The 18,316-nt window shown below is 43.6% G+C and carries 13 protein-coding genes; 4 read left to right on the top strand and 9 right to left on the bottom strand.

Annotated elements, in window-relative coordinates:
- Nucleotides 1-192 precede the first annotated feature (192 nt).
- Nucleotides 193-2,793: an aminopeptidase N gene (gene pepN / locus BTV98_RS05340; RefSeq protein ID WP_075103243.1), complete on the bottom strand. Its 2,601-nt coding sequence runs from the start codon at nucleotides 2,791-2,793 to the stop codon at nucleotides 193-195.
- A 296-nt stretch (nucleotides 2,794-3,089) separates the two neighbouring features.
- Here pepN and BTV98_RS05335 point away from each other — a divergent pair, with 296 nt between their 5' ends.
- The 3 genes from BTV98_RS05335 to BTV98_RS05325 all read left to right on the top strand — a co-directional run bounded on the left by BTV98_RS05335 (nucleotide 3,090) and on the right by BTV98_RS05325 (nucleotide 5,328).
- On the top strand, nucleotides 3,090-3,689 hold the full coding sequence (locus BTV98_RS05335) for a DUF6231 family protein (RefSeq protein WP_143505654.1): 600 nt from the start codon (nucleotides 3,090-3,092) through the stop codon (nucleotides 3,687-3,689).
- Nucleotides 3,690-3,895: 206 nt separating this feature from the next.
- A complete protein-coding gene (gene pal, locus BTV98_RS05330) occupies nucleotides 3,896-4,438 on the top strand; it encodes a peptidoglycan-associated lipoprotein Pal (RefSeq protein WP_075103088.1) in 543 nt (180 codons plus the stop codon).
- A gap of 131 nt (nucleotides 4,439-4,569) precedes the next feature.
- The gene (locus BTV98_RS05325; RefSeq protein ID WP_075103087.1) at nucleotides 4,570-5,328 is read left to right on the top strand and encodes a 4'-phosphopantetheinyl transferase superfamily protein; all 759 of its coding nucleotides are present in this window, start codon (nucleotides 4,570-4,572) and stop codon (nucleotides 5,326-5,328) included.
- Nucleotides 5,329-5,473: 145 nt separating this feature from the next.
- Here BTV98_RS05325 and BTV98_RS05320 read toward each other — a convergent pair whose 3' ends face one another.
- Nucleotides 5,474-6,400: a hypothetical protein gene (locus BTV98_RS05320; protein WP_075103086.1), complete on the bottom strand. Its 927-nt coding sequence runs from the start codon at nucleotides 6,398-6,400 to the stop codon at nucleotides 5,474-5,476.
- Nucleotides 6,401-6,945: 545 nt separating this feature from the next.
- On the opposite strand from BTV98_RS05320, the gene BTV98_RS05315 reads away from it, so the two are divergent.
- Nucleotides 6,946-7,704, top strand: coding sequence for an IclR family transcriptional regulator (locus BTV98_RS05315; RefSeq protein ID WP_075103085.1), 759 nt, complete (start codon nucleotides 6,946-6,948; stop codon nucleotides 7,702-7,704).
- Between the two features lie 108 nt (nucleotides 7,705-7,812).
- On the opposite strand, the gene mmsB is transcribed toward BTV98_RS05315, so the two are convergent.
- From mmsB to BTV98_RS05280, 7 genes are all read right to left on the bottom strand, one after another.
- Complete coding sequence (gene mmsB / locus BTV98_RS05310) at nucleotides 7,813-8,781, bottom strand: 3-hydroxyisobutyrate dehydrogenase (RefSeq protein WP_075103084.1); 969 nt, start codon at nucleotides 8,779-8,781, stop codon at nucleotides 7,813-7,815.
- A gap of 96 nt (nucleotides 8,782-8,877) precedes the next feature.
- Nucleotides 8,878-10,134 carry an enoyl-CoA hydratase/isomerase family protein gene (locus BTV98_RS05305; RefSeq protein WP_075103083.1) on the bottom strand — a complete coding sequence of 419 codons (1,257 nt, stop codon included), beginning with the start codon at nucleotides 10,132-10,134 and terminating at the stop codon, nucleotides 8,878-8,880.
- A 59-nt stretch (nucleotides 10,135-10,193) separates the two neighbouring features.
- Nucleotides 10,194-10,976 carry an enoyl-CoA hydratase gene (locus BTV98_RS05300; protein WP_058368950.1) on the bottom strand — a complete coding sequence of 261 codons (783 nt, stop codon included), beginning with the start codon at nucleotides 10,974-10,976 and terminating at the stop codon, nucleotides 10,194-10,196.
- 47 nt (nucleotides 10,977-11,023) lie between these two features.
- Nucleotides 11,024-12,184: an acyl-CoA dehydrogenase family protein gene (locus tag BTV98_RS05295; protein ID WP_058368951.1), complete on the bottom strand. Its 1,161-nt coding sequence runs from the start codon at nucleotides 12,182-12,184 to the stop codon at nucleotides 11,024-11,026.
- 176 nt (nucleotides 12,185-12,360) lie between these two features.
- The gene (locus BTV98_RS05290; protein ID WP_058368952.1) at nucleotides 12,361-13,845 is read right to left on the bottom strand and encodes a CoA-acylating methylmalonate-semialdehyde dehydrogenase; all 1,485 of its coding nucleotides are present in this window, start codon (nucleotides 13,843-13,845) and stop codon (nucleotides 12,361-12,363) included.
- A 309-nt stretch (nucleotides 13,846-14,154) separates the two neighbouring features.
- Nucleotides 14,155-16,197, bottom strand: a complete 2,043-nt coding sequence (locus tag BTV98_RS05285; protein WP_058368953.1) for a propionate--CoA ligase — start codon at nucleotides 16,195-16,197, stop codon at nucleotides 14,155-14,157.
- Between the two features lie 293 nt (nucleotides 16,198-16,490).
- Nucleotides 16,491-18,161 carry a fatty acid--CoA ligase gene (locus tag BTV98_RS05280; RefSeq protein ID WP_058368954.1) on the bottom strand — a complete coding sequence of 557 codons (1,671 nt, stop codon included), beginning with the start codon at nucleotides 18,159-18,161 and terminating at the stop codon, nucleotides 16,491-16,493.
- Between the last annotated feature and the right edge of the window lie 155 nt (nucleotides 18,162-18,316).

The raw sequence follows: 18,316 nt of genomic DNA, 5'->3' as shown, positions 1-18,316 counted from the left end.
TTAAAAAAGAAAAGTCCCATCTATTCGTAGGTGGGATTTTTATTGTCTAACCAAATTGGAGTTAGAGGCTTTTTCTTACTATGCAATAAATGAGCTTTATATAAAAAGGGAACACAATGGATGCTACATAATGCCAAAAGGCTAAACTAATATTCTAGCTTAGCCTTTTATTTTAATTGTTGAAGTAAATTCTTAATCCGCTTTTGCACTCAATACACTATCTAAGCTCTCAATTACATGTTTAGAAGAAGCTTTTTTCTGCAAGCTGATAAGCTGCTCATGCGCCATCTGGCGACGCGGCTCAATCAAAGTATACCAGCGTGCGAGCACTTGTAACAAGCGCGAGGCCAAGACAGGATTGGCGTCATCCAACCTTTGAATAACATCGGTATAGATATCTAATCCGTCTGGCGTCCAAAGTATCGTCGGCTGCGAAGTAAAAGCACTAATGACTGAGCGTACACGATTGGGCGTATTCCAATCGAAATCTGCATGATTCATTAGCTCTTTAATCTTATCCGTATTCACATTGTCAGCAGCAGCTTGCACACTGAACCACAAGTCAATCACTAAGTCGTCTGCTTGAAAGCGATGATAAAAATCTGCCAAATACTTATCAGCATTTGCGACCTGATGATTAACCATCGCCTTTAAAGCGCCAAAGCGTTCGGTCATACAGCTAGCATTATCATACTGCTGCTGCGCCCATTCAGCTGCGCCTGCGACTTTGGCAGTCAACGCCATATCTAATACTACGTTACGTAGTGCACGGTTGCCGCGAGCCTCAGAGCTATCCTCATAAGACTGTAACGGCAGTTGCTTATATAGCGCTGTCCACTGCTCCGCTAGCGACTCCGCCACTTGGCGATACAAGCCTTCACGCTGCTCTTTAATCAATACTGGGTCATAGTTTTTGTGAATGGCAGAGGCCAGCTCTTGTGCTGATGGAATATCAAGCAAGCGCGCAGCCAACATGGCATCATCAGTAGCTAACGTAGGTAGTGTCTGCGCCAATGCCTGCAGATATATCTCAGGACTGCTTTTAGTGCCCTGACCTTGCAATAAAATACGATTTACCAGCATTTGCGTCACTTGCCAGCGGTTAAAACCATTGGTCTCATGCTTGAGCAAAAATGCCAGGTCTTCATCTTGGTAATCATAGTTAAGCTGTACTGGTGCACTAAAATCACGGAGTAATGACACCACAGGCTCGCTAGTAATATTATCAAAGCTAAAGGTCTGCGTTGCTTGCTCTAAAAGCAACATACGCTTGCCAACTATATCACCAGACGCTTTATCGAATAACGCTGTCGCGACTGGAATAGGTAAAGGCTTAGGTGCCTCAAATCCGCTAACGTGGCGCGTTTGCTGACTTAAAGTAATGGTCAGCGTTTGCGTCTCGCTATCATAGTCTTGATGACCAGATAGCATAGGCGTACCTGGCTGACGGTACCAATCGATGAAGTCCTCAATTTTATCGTCAGTAATGCTTAGGGCTGACAAAAAGTCCTCAACCGTGACGGCTTGACCATCGTAACGACGAAAATATTCATCAGTGCCTTTACGGAAATTATCTGTCCCCAATGTATTGGCCAGCATACGCACGATTTCAGCGCCTTTTTCATAGACAGTCGTGGTATAAAAGTTGTTAATCTCAACAAAGCTTTCAGGACGTACTGGATGCGCCAGTGGTCCTGCATCTTCAGTAAACTGATGCGCTCGCAATGTCGCTACGTCATCGATACGTTGCACCGCACTTGATTGCTGATCTGCCGAAAACGATTGATCACGGTAGACGGTAAAGCCTTCTTTTAGACACAATTGAAACCAGTCACGACAGGTAATACGGTTGCCTGTCCAGTTATGGAAATATTCATGAGCAATGACGGCTTTGACATTGAAGCTACGCGCGTCGGTCGTGGTCTCAGGGCTAGACAATACACAGGCGGTATTAAATATGTTTAAGCCTTTATTTTCCATCGCACCCATATTAAATTGACTGACTGCGACTATCATATAGCGATCCAAATCATACGCACGGCCGTAATTGATCTCATCCCACTCCATTGCATCTTTCAATGCTTGCATACCGACATGACATTTATCAATATCGTTAGCTTTAGCGTACAACTCAAGCAGGACTTTGCGACCTTCACTGGTCGTATAATGATCGGTAAGCACATCTAAATCAGCAGCGACGCAGGCAAACAGATAGCTTGGCTTGTTGGTCGGATCGTGCCAAATGGCATAATGACGGTCTGGCGCATCTGCAACCTCCCCTTGCTCGACCAAATTACCATTGGCAAGCAGTGTTGGATAGCGTTTATCCGCTTCAACGCGCGTGGTAAATATCGCCAACACATCGGGACGATCTGGATAAAAAGTAATCTTGCGAAAGCCTTCTGGCTCACACTGAGTGACGAACATGGTATCACTGCCAGTGCCTGCCATATACAAACCTTCGAGTGCCGTATTGGTTTGCGGATGAATACGAACCTGCAACTCTAATGTTAAGTTATCAGGCGCATCGCTAATCGTAAGTTTGCCATCTGCTTGGTTATATTGCTCGGAGCTTAAAGGCTCACCATCCATCTCAATAGTAACAAGCTCAACGTCTTCACCGTACAGCACCAAATCACCTGTCGCTTGACGATTCATGACTAGCTTACTATCAACCGTTGCATGATCATCAAATATCTTTATATCTAAATCAACAGTATCTACATCAAAACTTGGCAACTGATAGTCTGTCAGGTGGATTTTTCTGGGGGCATGCGGGGGCACGTCAGGCATATCAGGATTAATGATTTGAGCATCGGTTTCAGAGACAGACATAAAGGTTCCTATTATTCGGGATAGATACATTTTAAGCGATGGTTGTCATTATAATAAGCATAGCTATCGAGCAAAACTACAGATTGAGCTATGCTCTACATATACAAAGTATTATATAGTACTTAATTATACTGCTAAATTGGCCTAATCTACGAGATTTCAAGCGCAAACCTGTTTTAAGATCGGTCGCCAAACTCTATATTTATCCTTTATAATAAAATAAAACCCATCTATTTATCAGCTGACAATACTCTATGACTGACCTCTCGGCAAACGCAACTGACCTTGGTATGACGGCTCTCACAATACTGAGGGAATATATCGAGGCACTGTTACCTACTCTTGAATACTCAAGTGATGAAACAGGTGACGAAAACAGGCAAGAAACTTTTAAGTTATTTAAGTTATTATGGATAGCTAAAGATCAAAAAATGATGACTGAATTAGAGTCACAGTTAAATCTGAACAACGATGAGACGGACATTTTAGTCCATTTATCTACATTATCAGAGCTAAATACGAAGCAGCAATTACAGCGCTATCAGCTTGCCTGCTTTTGGCTACCTAATCTATCATCAGATATATTACATGCCTCTATTCCTTTACTCATGCGCTACCGCGACCTTTATGCTGCTCACCTACTTATCGTCCTTGATAGTACTTTAGATCTACGAGCTTATGGTTTTACGCCGCTTAATCTTTTGGGTGACACTCGTCAGCCTAGCTCATCTTCAAACTTGCCAGCATCGTTAACACTATGGCAATTTAATTTATATGATTATAAAAGGCTACCAAATTGGCTAAATGCCGACTATTGGGCCAATCCTGAAAATTGGGATAAGCATCGTTGGTGAGTATTTTGTAGCAGCGTAGGTGATCAAATTACGGATTCTCACTAAAAGTTGCTAAAAGCATATTGTAATAGTTGACAAATTTTGACATGATTTGTGGTAATGTTATTTACATAACGTAACATTGATTTTACTGTGGGCATTTATGCCTGAGTTTTATTGCAAGTATTCCAAAAAAAACAATTCTATTAAAATTTTAGGAGCTCATTATGTCAGTTTACTCTCACTCAGTATCTAATAGTCGTTTTGCAAAAATCGCTACACTTGCTCTGTTGTCAGGTGCGGTTGCCCTAACAACTGGTTGTGCCACCAAGCGCGCTACTTCAGAAGTCGTTGTGGCGCCTCTAGGTATCCCAGGTGGGCAAGCTGGTTATACGGGCGCTGTAGTCGTAGACAATTCAAGTGCTATCGTGACTGACGCTGACAATTTACAAGCCGTGGTTTACTTCGCTTTTGATAGTAGCGAAATCACTCCACAAGCAGCCAGTGTACTAAATCAGCACGCAAGTTTGCTCAACTCAAACCCTGCCGCTGGGGTTGTGATTGCAGGCCACACTGACGAGCGTGGTAGCCGCGAGTACAATATGGCTCTCGGTGAGCGCCGTGCACAAGCAGCACGTAACTATCTTGCTGCTCAAGGTGTCAACATCAACAACATACGGGTCATAAGTTATGGCGAAGAGCGCCCTGCTGTCGCTGGCACGACTGAACAAGCCTATGCACAAAACCGCCGCGCTGAGCTTTCTTACTAGTCTTTAGTAGAGACGTTCATTACATTTTTATTAAAAGATATTCTAATATCAAAAGCCCAACAAGAATGTTATTGTTGGGCTTTTACAATTTTATCCGTCGTTTTGCATCTCTAATGCTTGATCTATAAATTATGCAAATTCCGCATCTTTATGACATTCAATATACGCAGCTTAGTCCTACGACGTGGTGTGCAACTGCTCACGTGAGCATACCTATGGACCTACGCTTGTGGGATAAACTGTCTGTATTATTAACAGCTAATACTCTACGCACCCATCCTACCAACTTTTCTACTCGCAAATGGCAATACGATGCACATAATTCTTGTACGTCAGTACAAAAGAACGCCCAAAGACAACGTCGACAGCAACGCTTAGGTGTACGTCAATTACTACAAGAGCTTCTCATTAAATTAGAAATATATGATACTTTAAACGAATCTCAATTTCCCTATCGTCTCAATAATAATAAACACTATGTGTGCTTTAGCCATTCAAGTAATGGCAACATAAATGATAACCATCCTATTACTAAGGTTGCAGTCGTCATTAGTCATCAACGTACGGTTGGTATTGACATAGAAACCAATAAAGTTGCTTGGCACGTAGCCCAGCGTTTTTATCATCCTGACGAAATCACGCTATTACAAGCACTACCAATAGATCAGCGTGATACTGTTGTCAGGCTACTTTGGCAAGTAAAAGAGAGCTTTATCAAGATTAACCATCATACACTTGCGCAAGGGCTGGGGATAAACTACCAACATCTTATCTCTGATATCGCCACTAACCTTGAACAAGATAAGTCGCTTGTCACTCTGACTGACCATCAGCCACTTCCTTATCAAATCGTCGTTTTATCCTCTTATCAAACAGTCGTAGTATTTTAAGATTCTAAACATTGATAAGTTATCAAAACATTTAATATCTACCACTATCGATACTTTATTATAGACGAAAAAAAACGACCCTAAAGAGGGTCGTTTTTTATATACTTGCTTTTCTTCTAACAACAGTACTTAAACTGTCATCAGATTAGAAGCGGTAAGTTGCACCAACTTTAACAATTGGCATCCACTCTAACCAGTTCTTATCTTCTAGCTCTGCTTCTGCTTCACGAGCAGCATCTTGTGCAGCAACTTCATTACCACCTTCGCCAGTGTAACGAACATCAGCATCTACTTTACCTAGATAAGCAGCGCCTAGCTCACCGAATACGCCCCAGTTATTATTGATGTTAGGACGGAAGCCGATAGTAGCATAAGGAGCTAGTTTATTACGATGCTCTAATGAACCTTCTAAATTACCAACGTTATCACCACCAAAGTCTTCAGCAGTGCTTTGGTCTATACTAGCTTGACCAGCATAGTACTTTTGTCCATCAATACTGTAATAGCCGTCGCCTTCAGCATTAGCACGTACATCGATGTCGTTGTCAGGTACGATAACACCAGCACCTACAGTAAGCCAATTGCTAGCAGGACGTAGTTGTACGCCTAGGTATGGGTTGCTAAAATCAGTATCCACATCATAGTTTATATCTTTTGCATCGAAGTCACCGCCAAAAAGGTCAGCAACGTCACCACCTGCCCAACCAGCTTGTAATTCAGTTTTGTCGTTCATGCTCCATGCTACGTTAGCACCGTAACCTAGCGTACCGACTTCTGCGCTAACTGCAGCTGGGTTGATAGCTGTGTTAAATAGAGTCTTAGTACCACCGAAGATAGCACCAGTAGTGTTACGGATGATACCAGCGTCGTTGTTATAAGCGGCAGGAGCTGATTCAGCTTCATAAGCAACTGGCTCTGCATCATAGGCAACAGCTACAGGCTCAGCTTCATATACTACAGCATCTGCAGTTGCAGCTTGAGTATCATCTACAACGATTACAGGCTCAGCGGCTAAAGCAGCAGTTGACGCTAGGACAGCGGCTGAAATTGCAGTTAGTTTAATAATTTTCATGGTTGTTCTCCTAAAGATATGAAATAACTAGCCCCAAAAAAACGATTACTTCTTCTGTATTTTAAACAATCGTTTTGTTGAGCAGATTAAAACAATTTTGGCTCCAAAAGTCACCCCTCAATAGAGGCATTTTATTTGCCATTATGTAAAGATTGCATAGAAATTGTAATAATTGCTACACGAACCTGTAAAACATCGCCCTGCCGTTACACGATTCTCTCAAAGTAAATAAAAGCATGCATACATACACTCTAAATACTAAAAGCTTGTGCAACAGTACTGCAAAGTATGTAAACATAATGTCTTACCTGACAAATTAACACAATAACGGTTATATAGTTTATTACTTCTGTTTGTTGTGATTTGTCAGCTGATGTATCAATAGTTGCTCTCAAAAAAAGTTTGTGATACCTCTGACATTTATTACTTATTTTCTTTTATAATATAAATCATAGCGTTTGTCTTATGATAGCCGCTCCAAATCGTTAGCGTGACTAATCATACGATACATAATGTTATCTATCACCTATTATTAAGCTACCTATATGCCTAAAGTATCTTCAATTACGCGTGTATTAGAGATTATAGAAAAGATATCCTATGCACCTAAACCCATCTCTCCACTTGAGCTATCACAAGAGCTTGATATACCGAAACCGACGATTCATCGTTTGATCCAAAATTTGGTCGATGAAGGATTTGTAGCTGTTGATATTGGTGGCGGTATCATTCCTGGTAAGCGGGTGCGCAATTTGAGCGTGGCATTGTGGCAACAGCGTCAGTTCTTTAATGAGCGTGAAGTTATTTTGCAAAAACTGGTCGAAGATATTCAAGAGACCTGTGGTATCGGTATTCCCTATCATATGAACATGGTCTATACCAATCGTGTGACAACCTCATTGCCCCTACAAATATACTTGCCTGTTGGATCCAAATCTCCTATGTGGTGTACAGCAACTGGCAAACTTTATTTGAGCCAGCTTTCAGCTTCGAGTCGGCGCAAGATGCTAAGCAATCTGACGTTAAATAAATTTACCAAGAACACTATTGTAGATATTGATGCATTAAATACTGAACTTGATCATATTGCTAAGATGGGAGTCGGTGTAGATAATGAAGAATTTATCTCAGAGATGGTAGCGGTATCAGTACCAATCTTAGATAAAAAATCGCGGTATTTGGCATCTTTATATGTGCACGCACCTACTGTGCGAGTGTCTTTAGATGATCTACTCGAACATGTACCACGCTTACAAACAGCAGCGCAGGATATACAAGCACTGGTTTACGAATTACAAAGTTAGCTTTTGTGTCTTGCATAAAAAAGGTCTTCACTATTATTATAATGAAGACCTTTTTTGTGTAATGCTGCATGAACGAGCAACGTACTGTCTTAAGACAAGTAGATAGGTTTAAGACAATACTGAATGATCATGATGGGCCATGATACTAGAGAAATCCCTGTCGCCATTATCGCGTGCATGGGCTTCATAGAGCTCTGTGGCCTTAGCGCCCATTGGCGTCTCAACATCAGTGTCTTTTGCGGTTTGCATGGCAAGATTAAGATCTTTTTGCATAAGCTTACTCATAAACCCTCCTTTATAGCCATTGCTAGAAGGGACATTTTCTAGCACTTTTGGATAAGGGTTATAAACCTCCAGCGTCCAGTTGCGACCTGAGCTTTGCAGCATTATATCTGATAAGACTTTAGGGTCTAAGCCGTTTTTTACTCCCAAATTTATCGCTTCTGCCGTCCCTGCCATTAGTATCCCTAAGAGCATATTGTTACAGATTTTAGCGACTTGGCCAGCGCCATGCTCGCCTGCATGAAAGATGTTTTTGCCCATGACGGCAAGTATCGGCTCAGCTTTAGCAAACGCCTCAGCACTGCCACCGACGATAAAAGTCAAACTACCAGCGATGGCGCCGCCCGTACCGCCAGAGACTGGAGCATCCAAGAAGTCTATATCAAACTTACTTGCTGCCTCTGCCACCAATCTTGCATCAGCGGCAGCGATGGTACTGCTATCGATAACCAATGTGCCTTTGGGTAACTCTGCCAACAAACCATTATCACCGCTGTCACCTAAATAGACAGAGTGGACGTGCTTGCCAGCAGGCAGCATGCTGATGACAACTTGTGCATTGCTCGCAGCACTCTTAGGGCTATCTGCAACGCTAGCACCCGCTTGCTCCAAACGCTGAGTTGCGTCCGCAGATAAGTCATAGACAGATAGCGTATAACCAGCTTTTAGCAAGTTCTCTGCCATCGGTGCGCCCATGTTACCAAGCCCAATAAAGGCGATATTTGGCTTAACCTCACTATCGGACGTAGTAGTATTTGATTCTGTGTTACTTAAATCTGTATCCTTTGTACCCATCTCATCGCTCCTTGATGATTGCTTATGCAGACATTGCTACACATAGTTTTACGTTTTTTAATTTATACCTGATTCTTATAATGAGCCTATAAGCTTTTAACGCACAAGCTGGCTGGCTAAGGCTTTATCACCCAACCAATCGCCCAAAGGATGCTCATCTTTAGCATAAGGGTTGGTAAAATGCTGATGTATGTATTCTTGCCCTTCGGTACTGAGACAGTCCGCTAATGAGCGTGACCAGTTAGGCGTACGGTCTTTATCAATCAATAATGCCCGTACCCCTTCTTTGAAGTCAGGATTGGCGGCGCAATGTACCGCTACATTGGTCTCTAGATACAAAACCTGCTCTATCGATAAGTCAGCAACTTTATGATAAAGCGCATACGTCAAAGCGATGGTCACAGGACAGCCATGTCGATAAGTGCTCACCGCACGCTGTGTCCAGCTGTCATTGGCAAAGTCTTCATCTAGTTTTGCCAATGCTTCATCGCTTTGTAGGATCGCGTCGATATCTCCTAGTCCGCCGCTGTTCATCAACTGTCCAATCGATTGCCAATAAGTCGCTAATTTGCTAGCAGGCAATTCAGCGACAGGCTGGGCAGCTAATGCACGGCTAACGATACTGTGAGCGCTGTGCTGATGACATTTATCTGTGCTATCAGCTGATGCTTGCCAATTACTCTGTTTTAGACGCTGGATGATGGCATCATAATCCTGACTATCGACGGCATACTCTGCAAGATTGGCTAATAGCGCGTCATTGCCATTACACATCGCACCCGTTAGCCCTAAAAACAACCCTGTCTTAGCTGGCATACGCTGCAAAAACCAACTGCCAGAAGCGTCAGGGAACAGTCCAATAGTCACTTCTGGCATAGCAAATCGGGTGCGCTCAGTAACCAATCGATGACTACAGCCAGCCATCAATCCCATACCGCCGCCCATGATAATACCGTCACCCCAGAGTATTAATGGCTTAGAATAAAAGTGCATCTGCCTATATAAGCGATACTCATGGCTGAAAAACTCAGTTGCATAAGGGTTGGGTAATGGCGCGCTGGTAGACATACTGTCATACAGCTTACGAATATCACCGCCAGCACAAAACGCCTTATCGCCTGCCCCTTTTAAGACTAGCGCTACCACCTGATCGTCACGCTCCCATTGCTCTAGCTGCTGGGCGAGTAACTGACACATCTCAACGCTAAGTGCATTGAGAGACTTTGGTGTGTTAAGCGTCATAATGCCAATTAGATGACCACAGTCTGTCGACTCGGTCTCAAACAATACGGGCGCGTCTTGATCACTTGTCTCTACGGCTTTTTGATTATTAATATTGTCCGTCACTGTCATAAAATCGACCTATCAAGTTTGAAAACAAAAATATTAGAATAAAAGTGGATTGATTGGATTTATTTATTTTGCCAAGTAGGCTTGCGCTTGTCTAAAAACGCTTGCACGCCCTCGCGCTGATCTTCGGTATCGAATAGCTTTACAAAAGCCTCGCGCTCATGGATGAGGTTTTGTGCAGGCGGGTTGTCTCTTGCTGCTTGAATAAGCTCTTTAGAATAACTGACGGCAACAGGTGATTGTTTAGCGACTTTTTGTGCCAGCGTTTGTGCTGCTTGTAGTCCTGTGCCTTTGTCCACGACTTCTTCGACCAAGCCAATACGTAAGGCTGTATCGGCATCAACACGCTCACCGCACAAAATCATGCGCTTAGCCCAGCCCTCGCCCACCAGCCAAGGGAGGTTTTGCGTACCGCCAGCACAAGGTAGAAGTCCCACGCCGGTCTCTGGTAAGGCCATCTGTGCATGTTCTTCTGCGATACGAATATCACAGGCCAGCGCACATTCAAGTCCGCCACCCATCGCATAGCCATTGATGACAGCGATACTAACGCCGCGGTAAGCTGATAACGCTTCAAACGCTTCACCAAAGGCAATGGCCATGCTGATCGCTCGGCCTTTATCACCGTCTGAGAAATTATTTAAGTCCGCACCAGCTGAAAAGAACTTTTCACCATCACCATGAATGATTAGGGCATACACATCGTCATTAGCATTGAGATCAGTAACCAGCTGCTTAAGAGCAGGTAAGCTGTCCATTGTCCACGTATGAGCAGGTGGGTTGTTTAAGGTGACGGTAGCGGTGTGTCCGTCGATTGAAAGCTTAAGATTGGTATAATCCGTCATAAATAGTCCTTTATTTTTATACAATTGCTAAAAACCTAATGCCAAGATTAGCGCAACTGGCTCAGCGCCTCATCCTGCATAAGTTGACGCGAGACAATCACCCGCATGATCTCATTGGTGCCTTCTAATATTTGATGGACACGCAAGTCCCGTACATGGCGCTCAAGCGGATACTCATTGAGATAACCATAACCTCCATGTAGCTGTAAGGCTTGATTGGCAACTTCAAAACAAAGATCAGTAGAGAGGCGTTTTGCCATCGCACAGTAGGTAGAGGCTTGGCTGTCTTGATTGTCGACTTTATTAGCCGCTAGATAAAGCATTTGCCGTGCAGTAATCGTTTGAGTGAGCATATCAGCAAGTTTAAATTGTACTGACTGTAAGCTTGCGATTGGGCTACCAAACTGACTACGCTCTTGTACATAATTGGTCGCAGTCTCTAGCGCTGACTGCGCGGTACCGACGGCACAAATACCAATATTGATACGCCCACCATCTAAGCCTTTCATCGCAATACGAAAGCCCTGCCCTTCTTCACCGATTAGGTTTTCTGCTGGCACTTTGACATCTTTAAAGCTAATAGCACGCGTTGGTTGTGCTTTCCAGCCCATTTTATGCTCGTTTTTGCCATACTCAATGCCATCGCTATGAGCATCGACGACAAATGCCGAAACCCCTTTTGGTCCGGCACCGCCTGTCCGTGCCATAACGACCAACACATCGGTTGAGCCTGCGCCTGAGATAAAAGTTTTTTCACCATTGAGCACATAATAGTCGCCTTGCTTATCGGCTTTGGTACGTAATGATGCTGCGTCTGAGCCTGCATTGGGTTCTGTTAAGCAGTAGCTGCCAAGCCACTCACCGCTGACCATCTTTGGCAAATACTTTTTACATAGTGCATCGCTACCATACTCACCGATCATCCAACCTGCCATATTATGAATACTCATATAGGCGGCAACTGAAGTATCTCCCCATGCCAGCTCTTCAAACACCATGGCAGAATCCAAACGCGGTAGCCCTAGACCATCATAGTCTGGATTGGTATACAGTCCCAAAAAGCCCAGCTCTCCTGACTTCTTAATCACATCAACTGGAAAATGTGAGGTACGATCCCACTCAGCCGCGTTCGGCTTTAGCTCTTTTTGGGCAAATTGCCGAGCGGTTTGGCGAAAAGCAATTTGGTCTTCCGTTAATGAGAAATCCATGAAATCATCCTTGTGCTTGCAAAGCAAATATGGTGGAGAAAGTTTAGTAAGTCATCAGTTCAATATCGTTTATACAGTATAGCAGCGACATAACGACATTCACAAAATTCTGCTCTACTAGTAAAGCACATATTAAGTAAGATTGACGCTATATCGCAAATATAGTGGATGAACGATTAAATTGAGATAGTGGTATTGACTCCGCGACTTGCTTCATCGTCAAACCAGCGTGCAGTCACCGTCTTAGTCTGAGTATAGAACTGCACCGCTTGCTTACCATAAGGACCAAGATCGCCAAGCTTACTAGCACGTGAGCCTGAGAATGAGAACATCGGTAATGGCACAGGAATTGGCAAGTTAATACCAATTTGACCGACCTGAATATCTTGCTGGAATTTATGTGCAGCTGCCCCCGACTGAGTAAAGATAGCTGTGCCATTACCATGTGGATTGGCATTAAGCATCTCAATCGCCTCATCAAGACTGGCTGCACGCATAATGCAAAGGACTGGGCCAAAAATTTCTTCTTTGTAGATTTGCATATCGCTTGTGACATTATCAAAGATGGTAGGTCCTACGAAATTACCTTTCTCATAACCTTCGACGGTGATACCGCGACCATCAAGAATCAAGCTCGCCCCTTCTTCTACACCAGTATCAATCAAATGTTCGACGCGAGCTTTTGCGGCAGGAGAAATAAGTGGTCCCAAATCCTTGTCGTTTTTGCCAGCAGAGACGACTAAGCCTGTTGCTTTGGCTTTGATATCATCAATCCACTCACCTGCTGCACCGACTAGCACTACGACTGACAGCGCCATACAACGTTGACCAGCTGCCCCAAAGGCAGCACCCGCTAGCTGATTGAGCGTTTGTTCTTTATTGGCATCAGGCAAGATAACGCCATGATTTTTAGCGCCCATCATGCACTGGGCACGTTTGCCAGATTTACTAGCGCGCTCGTAGACATGCTTACCAACAGCGGTAGAACCAACAAAGGAAACCGCTTTGATATCTGGATGATCACAGATAGCATCAACCGTCGCTTTGCCGCCATGAACCACGTTGAGTACGCCTTCAGGCACGCCAGCTTCAACTGCCAACTCAACCAAACGCATAGTCACCATCGGGTCTTGCTCGGACGGCTTTAGGATAAAAGTGTTACCAGTAGCAATCGCCATTGGGAACATCCATAGCGGAATCATCGCTGGGAAGTTAAACGGGGTAATACCTGCGCACACACCTAGTGGCTGCCAGATACTATAAGTATCAACGCCTGAAGCGACGTTTTCAACGAAGTCACCAATCTGTAAGTTAGCGATGCCTGCTGCATGCTCAACGACTTCTAAACCACGGAACACATCCCCGCGAGCGTCAGCGATAGTCTTGCCCTGCTCTGCCGTCAAGGTTTCTGCTAGTTCATCCATATGCTCGCGGATCAATTGTTGATATTTTAAAAAGATACGCGCACGTGTGGTAATTGGGGTCTTGCGCCATGTTTGAAAAGCCGTCTGGGCGGCAGCGACTGCTTGATTGATTTCATCGTCAGAAGTTTGTGGGACTTTGGCAATGACTTCTTGTGTGGCTGGGTCAGTGATATCAAGCCATTCATCAGTCGTTGATTTAGTGAATTGGCCATTGATGAGCTGCTGAACGTGGTGCATAAGATATCCTTATCTTTTTTGCGAGACTGCCGCTAAGCGAGTCTGTATCTATTAAGAGTGTTAAGTGTGATGGACTACTTTCAATAACGCTTTATTTTAAAATGATTTATTTCGTATCGTTATTGACTATAGCAATAAAACATTTTTAGGGTCAAGGGCTTTATTAAAATTTTGGTAACGTTAACTCTCTACGTTGACAGATACACCTATTGATCAAATAAAAAAAAGCCCATGACGATTCATGAGCTTTTGTGCAATATTAAGATAGTTATTCACAACTAGCGAATACGGATTAACCCTTCATATTAATCAATAGTCTTTCATAGACTGCTTAATCGCATCAATCGCAGTTGGATTGTCAAGCGTTGACATATCGCCTGTGGGCTTATTCTCTGCTAGTGCGCGAATAGCACGGCGTAGGATTTTGCCAGAGCGGGTCTTTGGCAGTGCTTGCGGGAAATAAATCGCTGCAGGTCTTGCAATACCGCCAAGGGATTTTACCACCGCACCGATGACTTGCTGCTCAATGCGAAAGCGGTTTTCGGTCGTCGCGACTTGTTCATGATCTTTTAGCACACAAAAGGCAATAGGCAACTCCCCTTTCAACTCATCTTGAATGCCTACGACCGCACACTCCGCCATCTCTGGATGGGTGCTGATTGCCTCCTCAATCTCTTGGGTCCCGATACGGTGACCCGCAACGTTAATCACATCATCGGTACGTCCTAAGATATAAAAATAGCCATCTTCATCGGTTACCGCGTAGTCTGAGGTTGAGTATTGCTTACCATCGAACAAACCAAAGTAGCTACTCATAAAGCGCTCATCATTACGCCATACCGTCGTGAGACAACCCGGCGGCAGTGGCGCGCTAATCGCTAATAGGCCTTTTTCGCCAGCAGCGCAAGGCTCGCCCGTCTCTTCATTGATAACATGAGCATCATAGCCATACATTGGATAACCGGGTGAGCCTTGTTTGTGCGGTTTGTGATCAAACTTTGGGGTGTTGCTCAAAATTGGCCAGCCAGACTCTGTTTGCCAATAATGATCTAAAATTGGCACACCTAAGTGCTTAGTCAGCCAATTGGCCGTTGATTCGTCAAGGGGTTCACCTGCCAAAAAGAACGATTTAACGCTTGATACATCGTAGCGCGTCATCCAAGTCTCATCTTGCTTTTTGAGCATACGCACACCAGTCGGCGCGGTGAATAATATGTTGACCTTATTTGCTTCGACAATTCGCCACCAGATACCGGGGTTTGGACGATGCGGTAAGCCTTCATACATTACGCTTGTCATACCAGCCAATAATGGCGCATAAATCGTATAAGAGTGCCCAACCGCCCAGCCGATATCTGATATCGCCCAAAAGGTCTCGCCCGCCTTGCCATCATAGATATAATCCATCGAGGTAGTGAGTGCTACTGCATGACCGCCCGTATCACGTTGCACACCTTTTGGCGTACCTGTGGTGCCAGAGGTATAAAGTAGATAAGAGGGAGTATTTGACTCTAGCCAAACTGGCTCAACCACAGCGCTGGCCTCACAGCTGATTTGGCGCTGGGTTGCATAATCCACATCAATATTTTGTGGTTTAAATGGCAACACCCCACGGTTGACCACCAACACATGCTCAGGTTTTATGTTTGCTTGTTCAACCCCTTGATTGACAAGGTTTTTATAATTGACTACTTTACCACCGCGTAGACCAGCATCGACGGTGATGACCATTTTTGCTTCGGCATCATCCATACGAATGGCGAGGTTATGCGCCGCAAAGCCACCAAAGACGACCGAATGCACCGCACCAATACGAGCACAAGCTAACATGGCATAGGCAGCCTCCAAAATCATCGGCATATAAATGATGACACGATCGCCCTTTTCGATACCATGACGCTGCAGCACATCTGCGAAGTAATTGACCTCTTTATAAAGATCATTATAGGTCAAACGACGCTTAGTATAATCAGTATAAAACTCAACGTTGTTTCCTAAGTCTTTAAATGCATCAACGACTGCAGGATAAGTCTCTATCAGTTCTTGATTGATCTCCGATGAGAGCCAAATAAAAGCATCTTGCTCAGCCCGTTCGGGGATATGACGGTCTACACAATTGTAGCAAAGATTGGTTTCGCCACCGACATACCACTTAGCAAACGGTAGATTACTGTCGTCAAGAATTTGCTCAGGCTCTTTATGCCAGTAGATACGTTTGGCTTGGTCTGCCCAAAACTGCTCTCGATCATTTATCGAATCACTGTAAATATCAGCAAAAGTGGAATCTTGCACAGAGGCGTCGGTATTTTTGAAGGTTTGATTAGAAGCTAGATTGACGGTTTGCTCGCTCATATTGGCTATCCTTAGCGTAAACGAAGTGTACAACGACACAACTATAATATATGCAATGACGAATGGATTTTAATAGTAGCTTTGTATCATATAAAAATAATACTGCATATCTATATAACTGATTGGCTATTATTATGTTGGCTATCCTTGCCAAAAACAAAAAACCGATACCTACAAAAACAATACATAGTGTATCGGTTTAGTGGATATCGGTTTAAAATGTAACAGAGCTAACAATAAAGGTCAACTGTTTCGCTCATAAACTATGATGAGGTCATATAAACTGATAGATATTACACCTGTGTCTGATCGGCATACATCTCTCTCATTACCTTTTTATCATGCTTCCCTACTGAGGTTTTAGGTAGCTCATCAACGAACTTAAATTCGCTTGGCACACCATATTTGGGAATAATACCTTTACTAACTGCTTGCTCTGCAACCGCCATAATATCCTCAGCACTAGTATCTTGCTTATTAGGCTTTAAGACTACTAACGCCAAGGGACGCTCTCCCCACTGCTTGTCACGGACACCAATGACTGACACATCGGCCACTGCTGGATGCAATGATAAAATGGTTTCAATCTCCAATGATGAGATCCACTCGCCGCCTGACTTGATGACATCTTTGAGACGATCGGTGATTTTTATATAACCATCAGGTCGAACGTAAGCGATGTCTTGAGTATGCATATAACCATTTTCCCACAGCTCTTTGCCTGCATCATCATTTTTTAGATAGCTTTGAGTCAGCCAAGGCGCACGCAGCACTAGCTCACCTGTGTTCTCTTTACCAACGCCTACCGACTCATTGTTTGTACCCCAGACTTGTGCATCGACCATAAGTACGGGCTTACCTGTCATACAGCGACGATTAATGTCTTCTTCCTCAGTCATCTCAGGCTCATTGAGGCTAAAGTCAGTCAAGCTGATCAATGGTGCAGTCTCTGACATTCCGTAACCTGTATATACCTCGATGTCCTGCGCCAATGCGGATTTGGCTAAACCTTCCGTCAACCTTGAGCCACCAATAATCATTTTTAGACCGTTGAAGCTGACATCACGATCTTGTGCCTCTTTAAGTACCATTTGCAATATTGTCGGTACGCAATGCGTGATACTTACCTTTTCATTAATGATTAGATCTAACAAAGTATCAGGTGCATAACGTCCTGGATAGACTTGCTTTAGTCCAATCATAGTGGCAGTAAATGGGAAACCCCAAGCATGGACATGAAACATCGGTGTCATTGGCATGTAGACATCACCGTAGCTGACGCCTTGTTTATTGGGCAACATACCCAGTGATGCTGCTTCTGCCAAGCTATGTAAGACCAGTTGACGATGACTAAAAAATACGCCTTTTGGATCGCCTGTGGTCCCTGAGGTATAAAAAGTTGTGGCTATCGTGTTTTCATCGAAATCCGGAAAATCAAACTCATCACCGGCTGCTGCTAATAACGCCTCATATTCACCCGTTACACGACTTTGATTGCTACCAAAGATGCCTTCATGCGACACGCCATTATCATCAAGCCAAATAATATGCTCAATACTTGAGTTCTCAAACTGATAGTCTTTGACCAAAGGCGCAAACTCAGAGTTCAGCATTAGTACCTTTGGCTTGGCATGATTGATGGTGTAAAGAACCTTTTCAGGTGACAGGCGAATATTGACCGTCTGCAAAATATATTGCGACATAGGCACAGCAAAGTACGATTCAAGATAGCGATGGCTGTCCCAGTCCATGACAGCTATCACATCACCTGCATTGAGATTTAAGTCTGCTAAGACATTGGCTAAGCGATTGATACGAGTAAATAAATCTTTATACGTTAAGCGCTTTTTGTCCGCATATATAATTTCTTGATCCAATGATACGGTTTTGGCACGGTTTAGTAATTGTTTAATAAGTAATGGAAATTCATAAGCCGACGGTGCACTATTGTAAATATTTGACATAGATGAGACTTCCTTGTTTGTCGTTATTGTGAACTGTTTATAAATATAAATAATTGAGTACGGTAATAGTTATATTTTTAAATAAACGATGGCTTTGGTAAGAGCCCATTTTTATTCAGCGTATCGACTTCTTTGATAAGCTGTCTTTTACTCAA

This window comes from Psychrobacter sp. Cmf 22.2, from assembly GCF_001921745.1.
Lineage (GTDB): Bacteria > Pseudomonadota > Gammaproteobacteria > Pseudomonadales > Moraxellaceae > Psychrobacter.
This window is presented reverse-complemented; position numbering and strand designations above follow the sequence as displayed.

Excerpts from the sequence above, each read along its gene's own strand:
- BTV98_RS05295 (WP_058368951.1), bottom strand. The coding sequence starts at position 12,184 with ATGGATTTCTCATTAACGGAAGACCAAATTGCTTTTCGCCAAACCGCT.
- pepN (WP_075103243.1), bottom strand. The coding sequence starts at position 2,793 with ATGCCTGACGTGCCCCCGCATGCCCCCAGAAAAATCCACCTGACAGAC.
- mmsB (WP_075103084.1), bottom strand. The coding sequence starts at position 8,781 with ATGGGTACAAAGGATACAGATTTAAGTAACACAGAATCAAATACTACT.
- pal (WP_075103088.1), top strand. The coding sequence starts at position 3,896 with ATGTCAGTTTACTCTCACTCAGTATCTAATAGTCGTTTTGCAAAAATC.
- BTV98_RS05335 (WP_143505654.1), top strand. The coding sequence starts at position 3,090 with ATGACTGACCTCTCGGCAAACGCAACTGACCTTGGTATGACGGCTCTC.
- BTV98_RS05315 (WP_075103085.1), top strand. The coding sequence starts at position 6,946 with ATGCCTAAAGTATCTTCAATTACGCGTGTATTAGAGATTATAGAAAAG.
- BTV98_RS05290 (WP_058368952.1), bottom strand. The coding sequence starts at position 13,845 with ATGCACCACGTTCAGCAGCTCATCAATGGCCAATTCACTAAATCAACG.
- BTV98_RS05305 (WP_075103083.1), bottom strand. The coding sequence starts at position 10,134 with ATGACAGTGACGGACAATATTAATAATCAAAAAGCCGTAGAGACAAGT.
- BTV98_RS05280 (WP_058368954.1), bottom strand. The coding sequence starts at position 18,161 with ATGTCAAATATTTACAATAGTGCACCGTCGGCTTATGAATTTCCATTA.
- BTV98_RS05325 (WP_075103087.1), top strand. The coding sequence starts at position 4,570 with ATGCAAATTCCGCATCTTTATGACATTCAATATACGCAGCTTAGTCCT.
- BTV98_RS05285 (WP_058368953.1), bottom strand. The coding sequence starts at position 16,197 with ATGAGCGAGCAAACCGTCAATCTAGCTTCTAATCAAACCTTCAAAAAT.
- BTV98_RS05320 (WP_075103086.1), bottom strand. The coding sequence starts at position 6,400 with ATGAAAATTATTAAACTAACTGCAATTTCAGCCGCTGTCCTAGCGTCA.
- BTV98_RS05300 (WP_058368950.1), bottom strand. The coding sequence starts at position 10,976 with ATGACGGATTATACCAATCTTAAGCTTTCAATCGACGGACACACCGCT.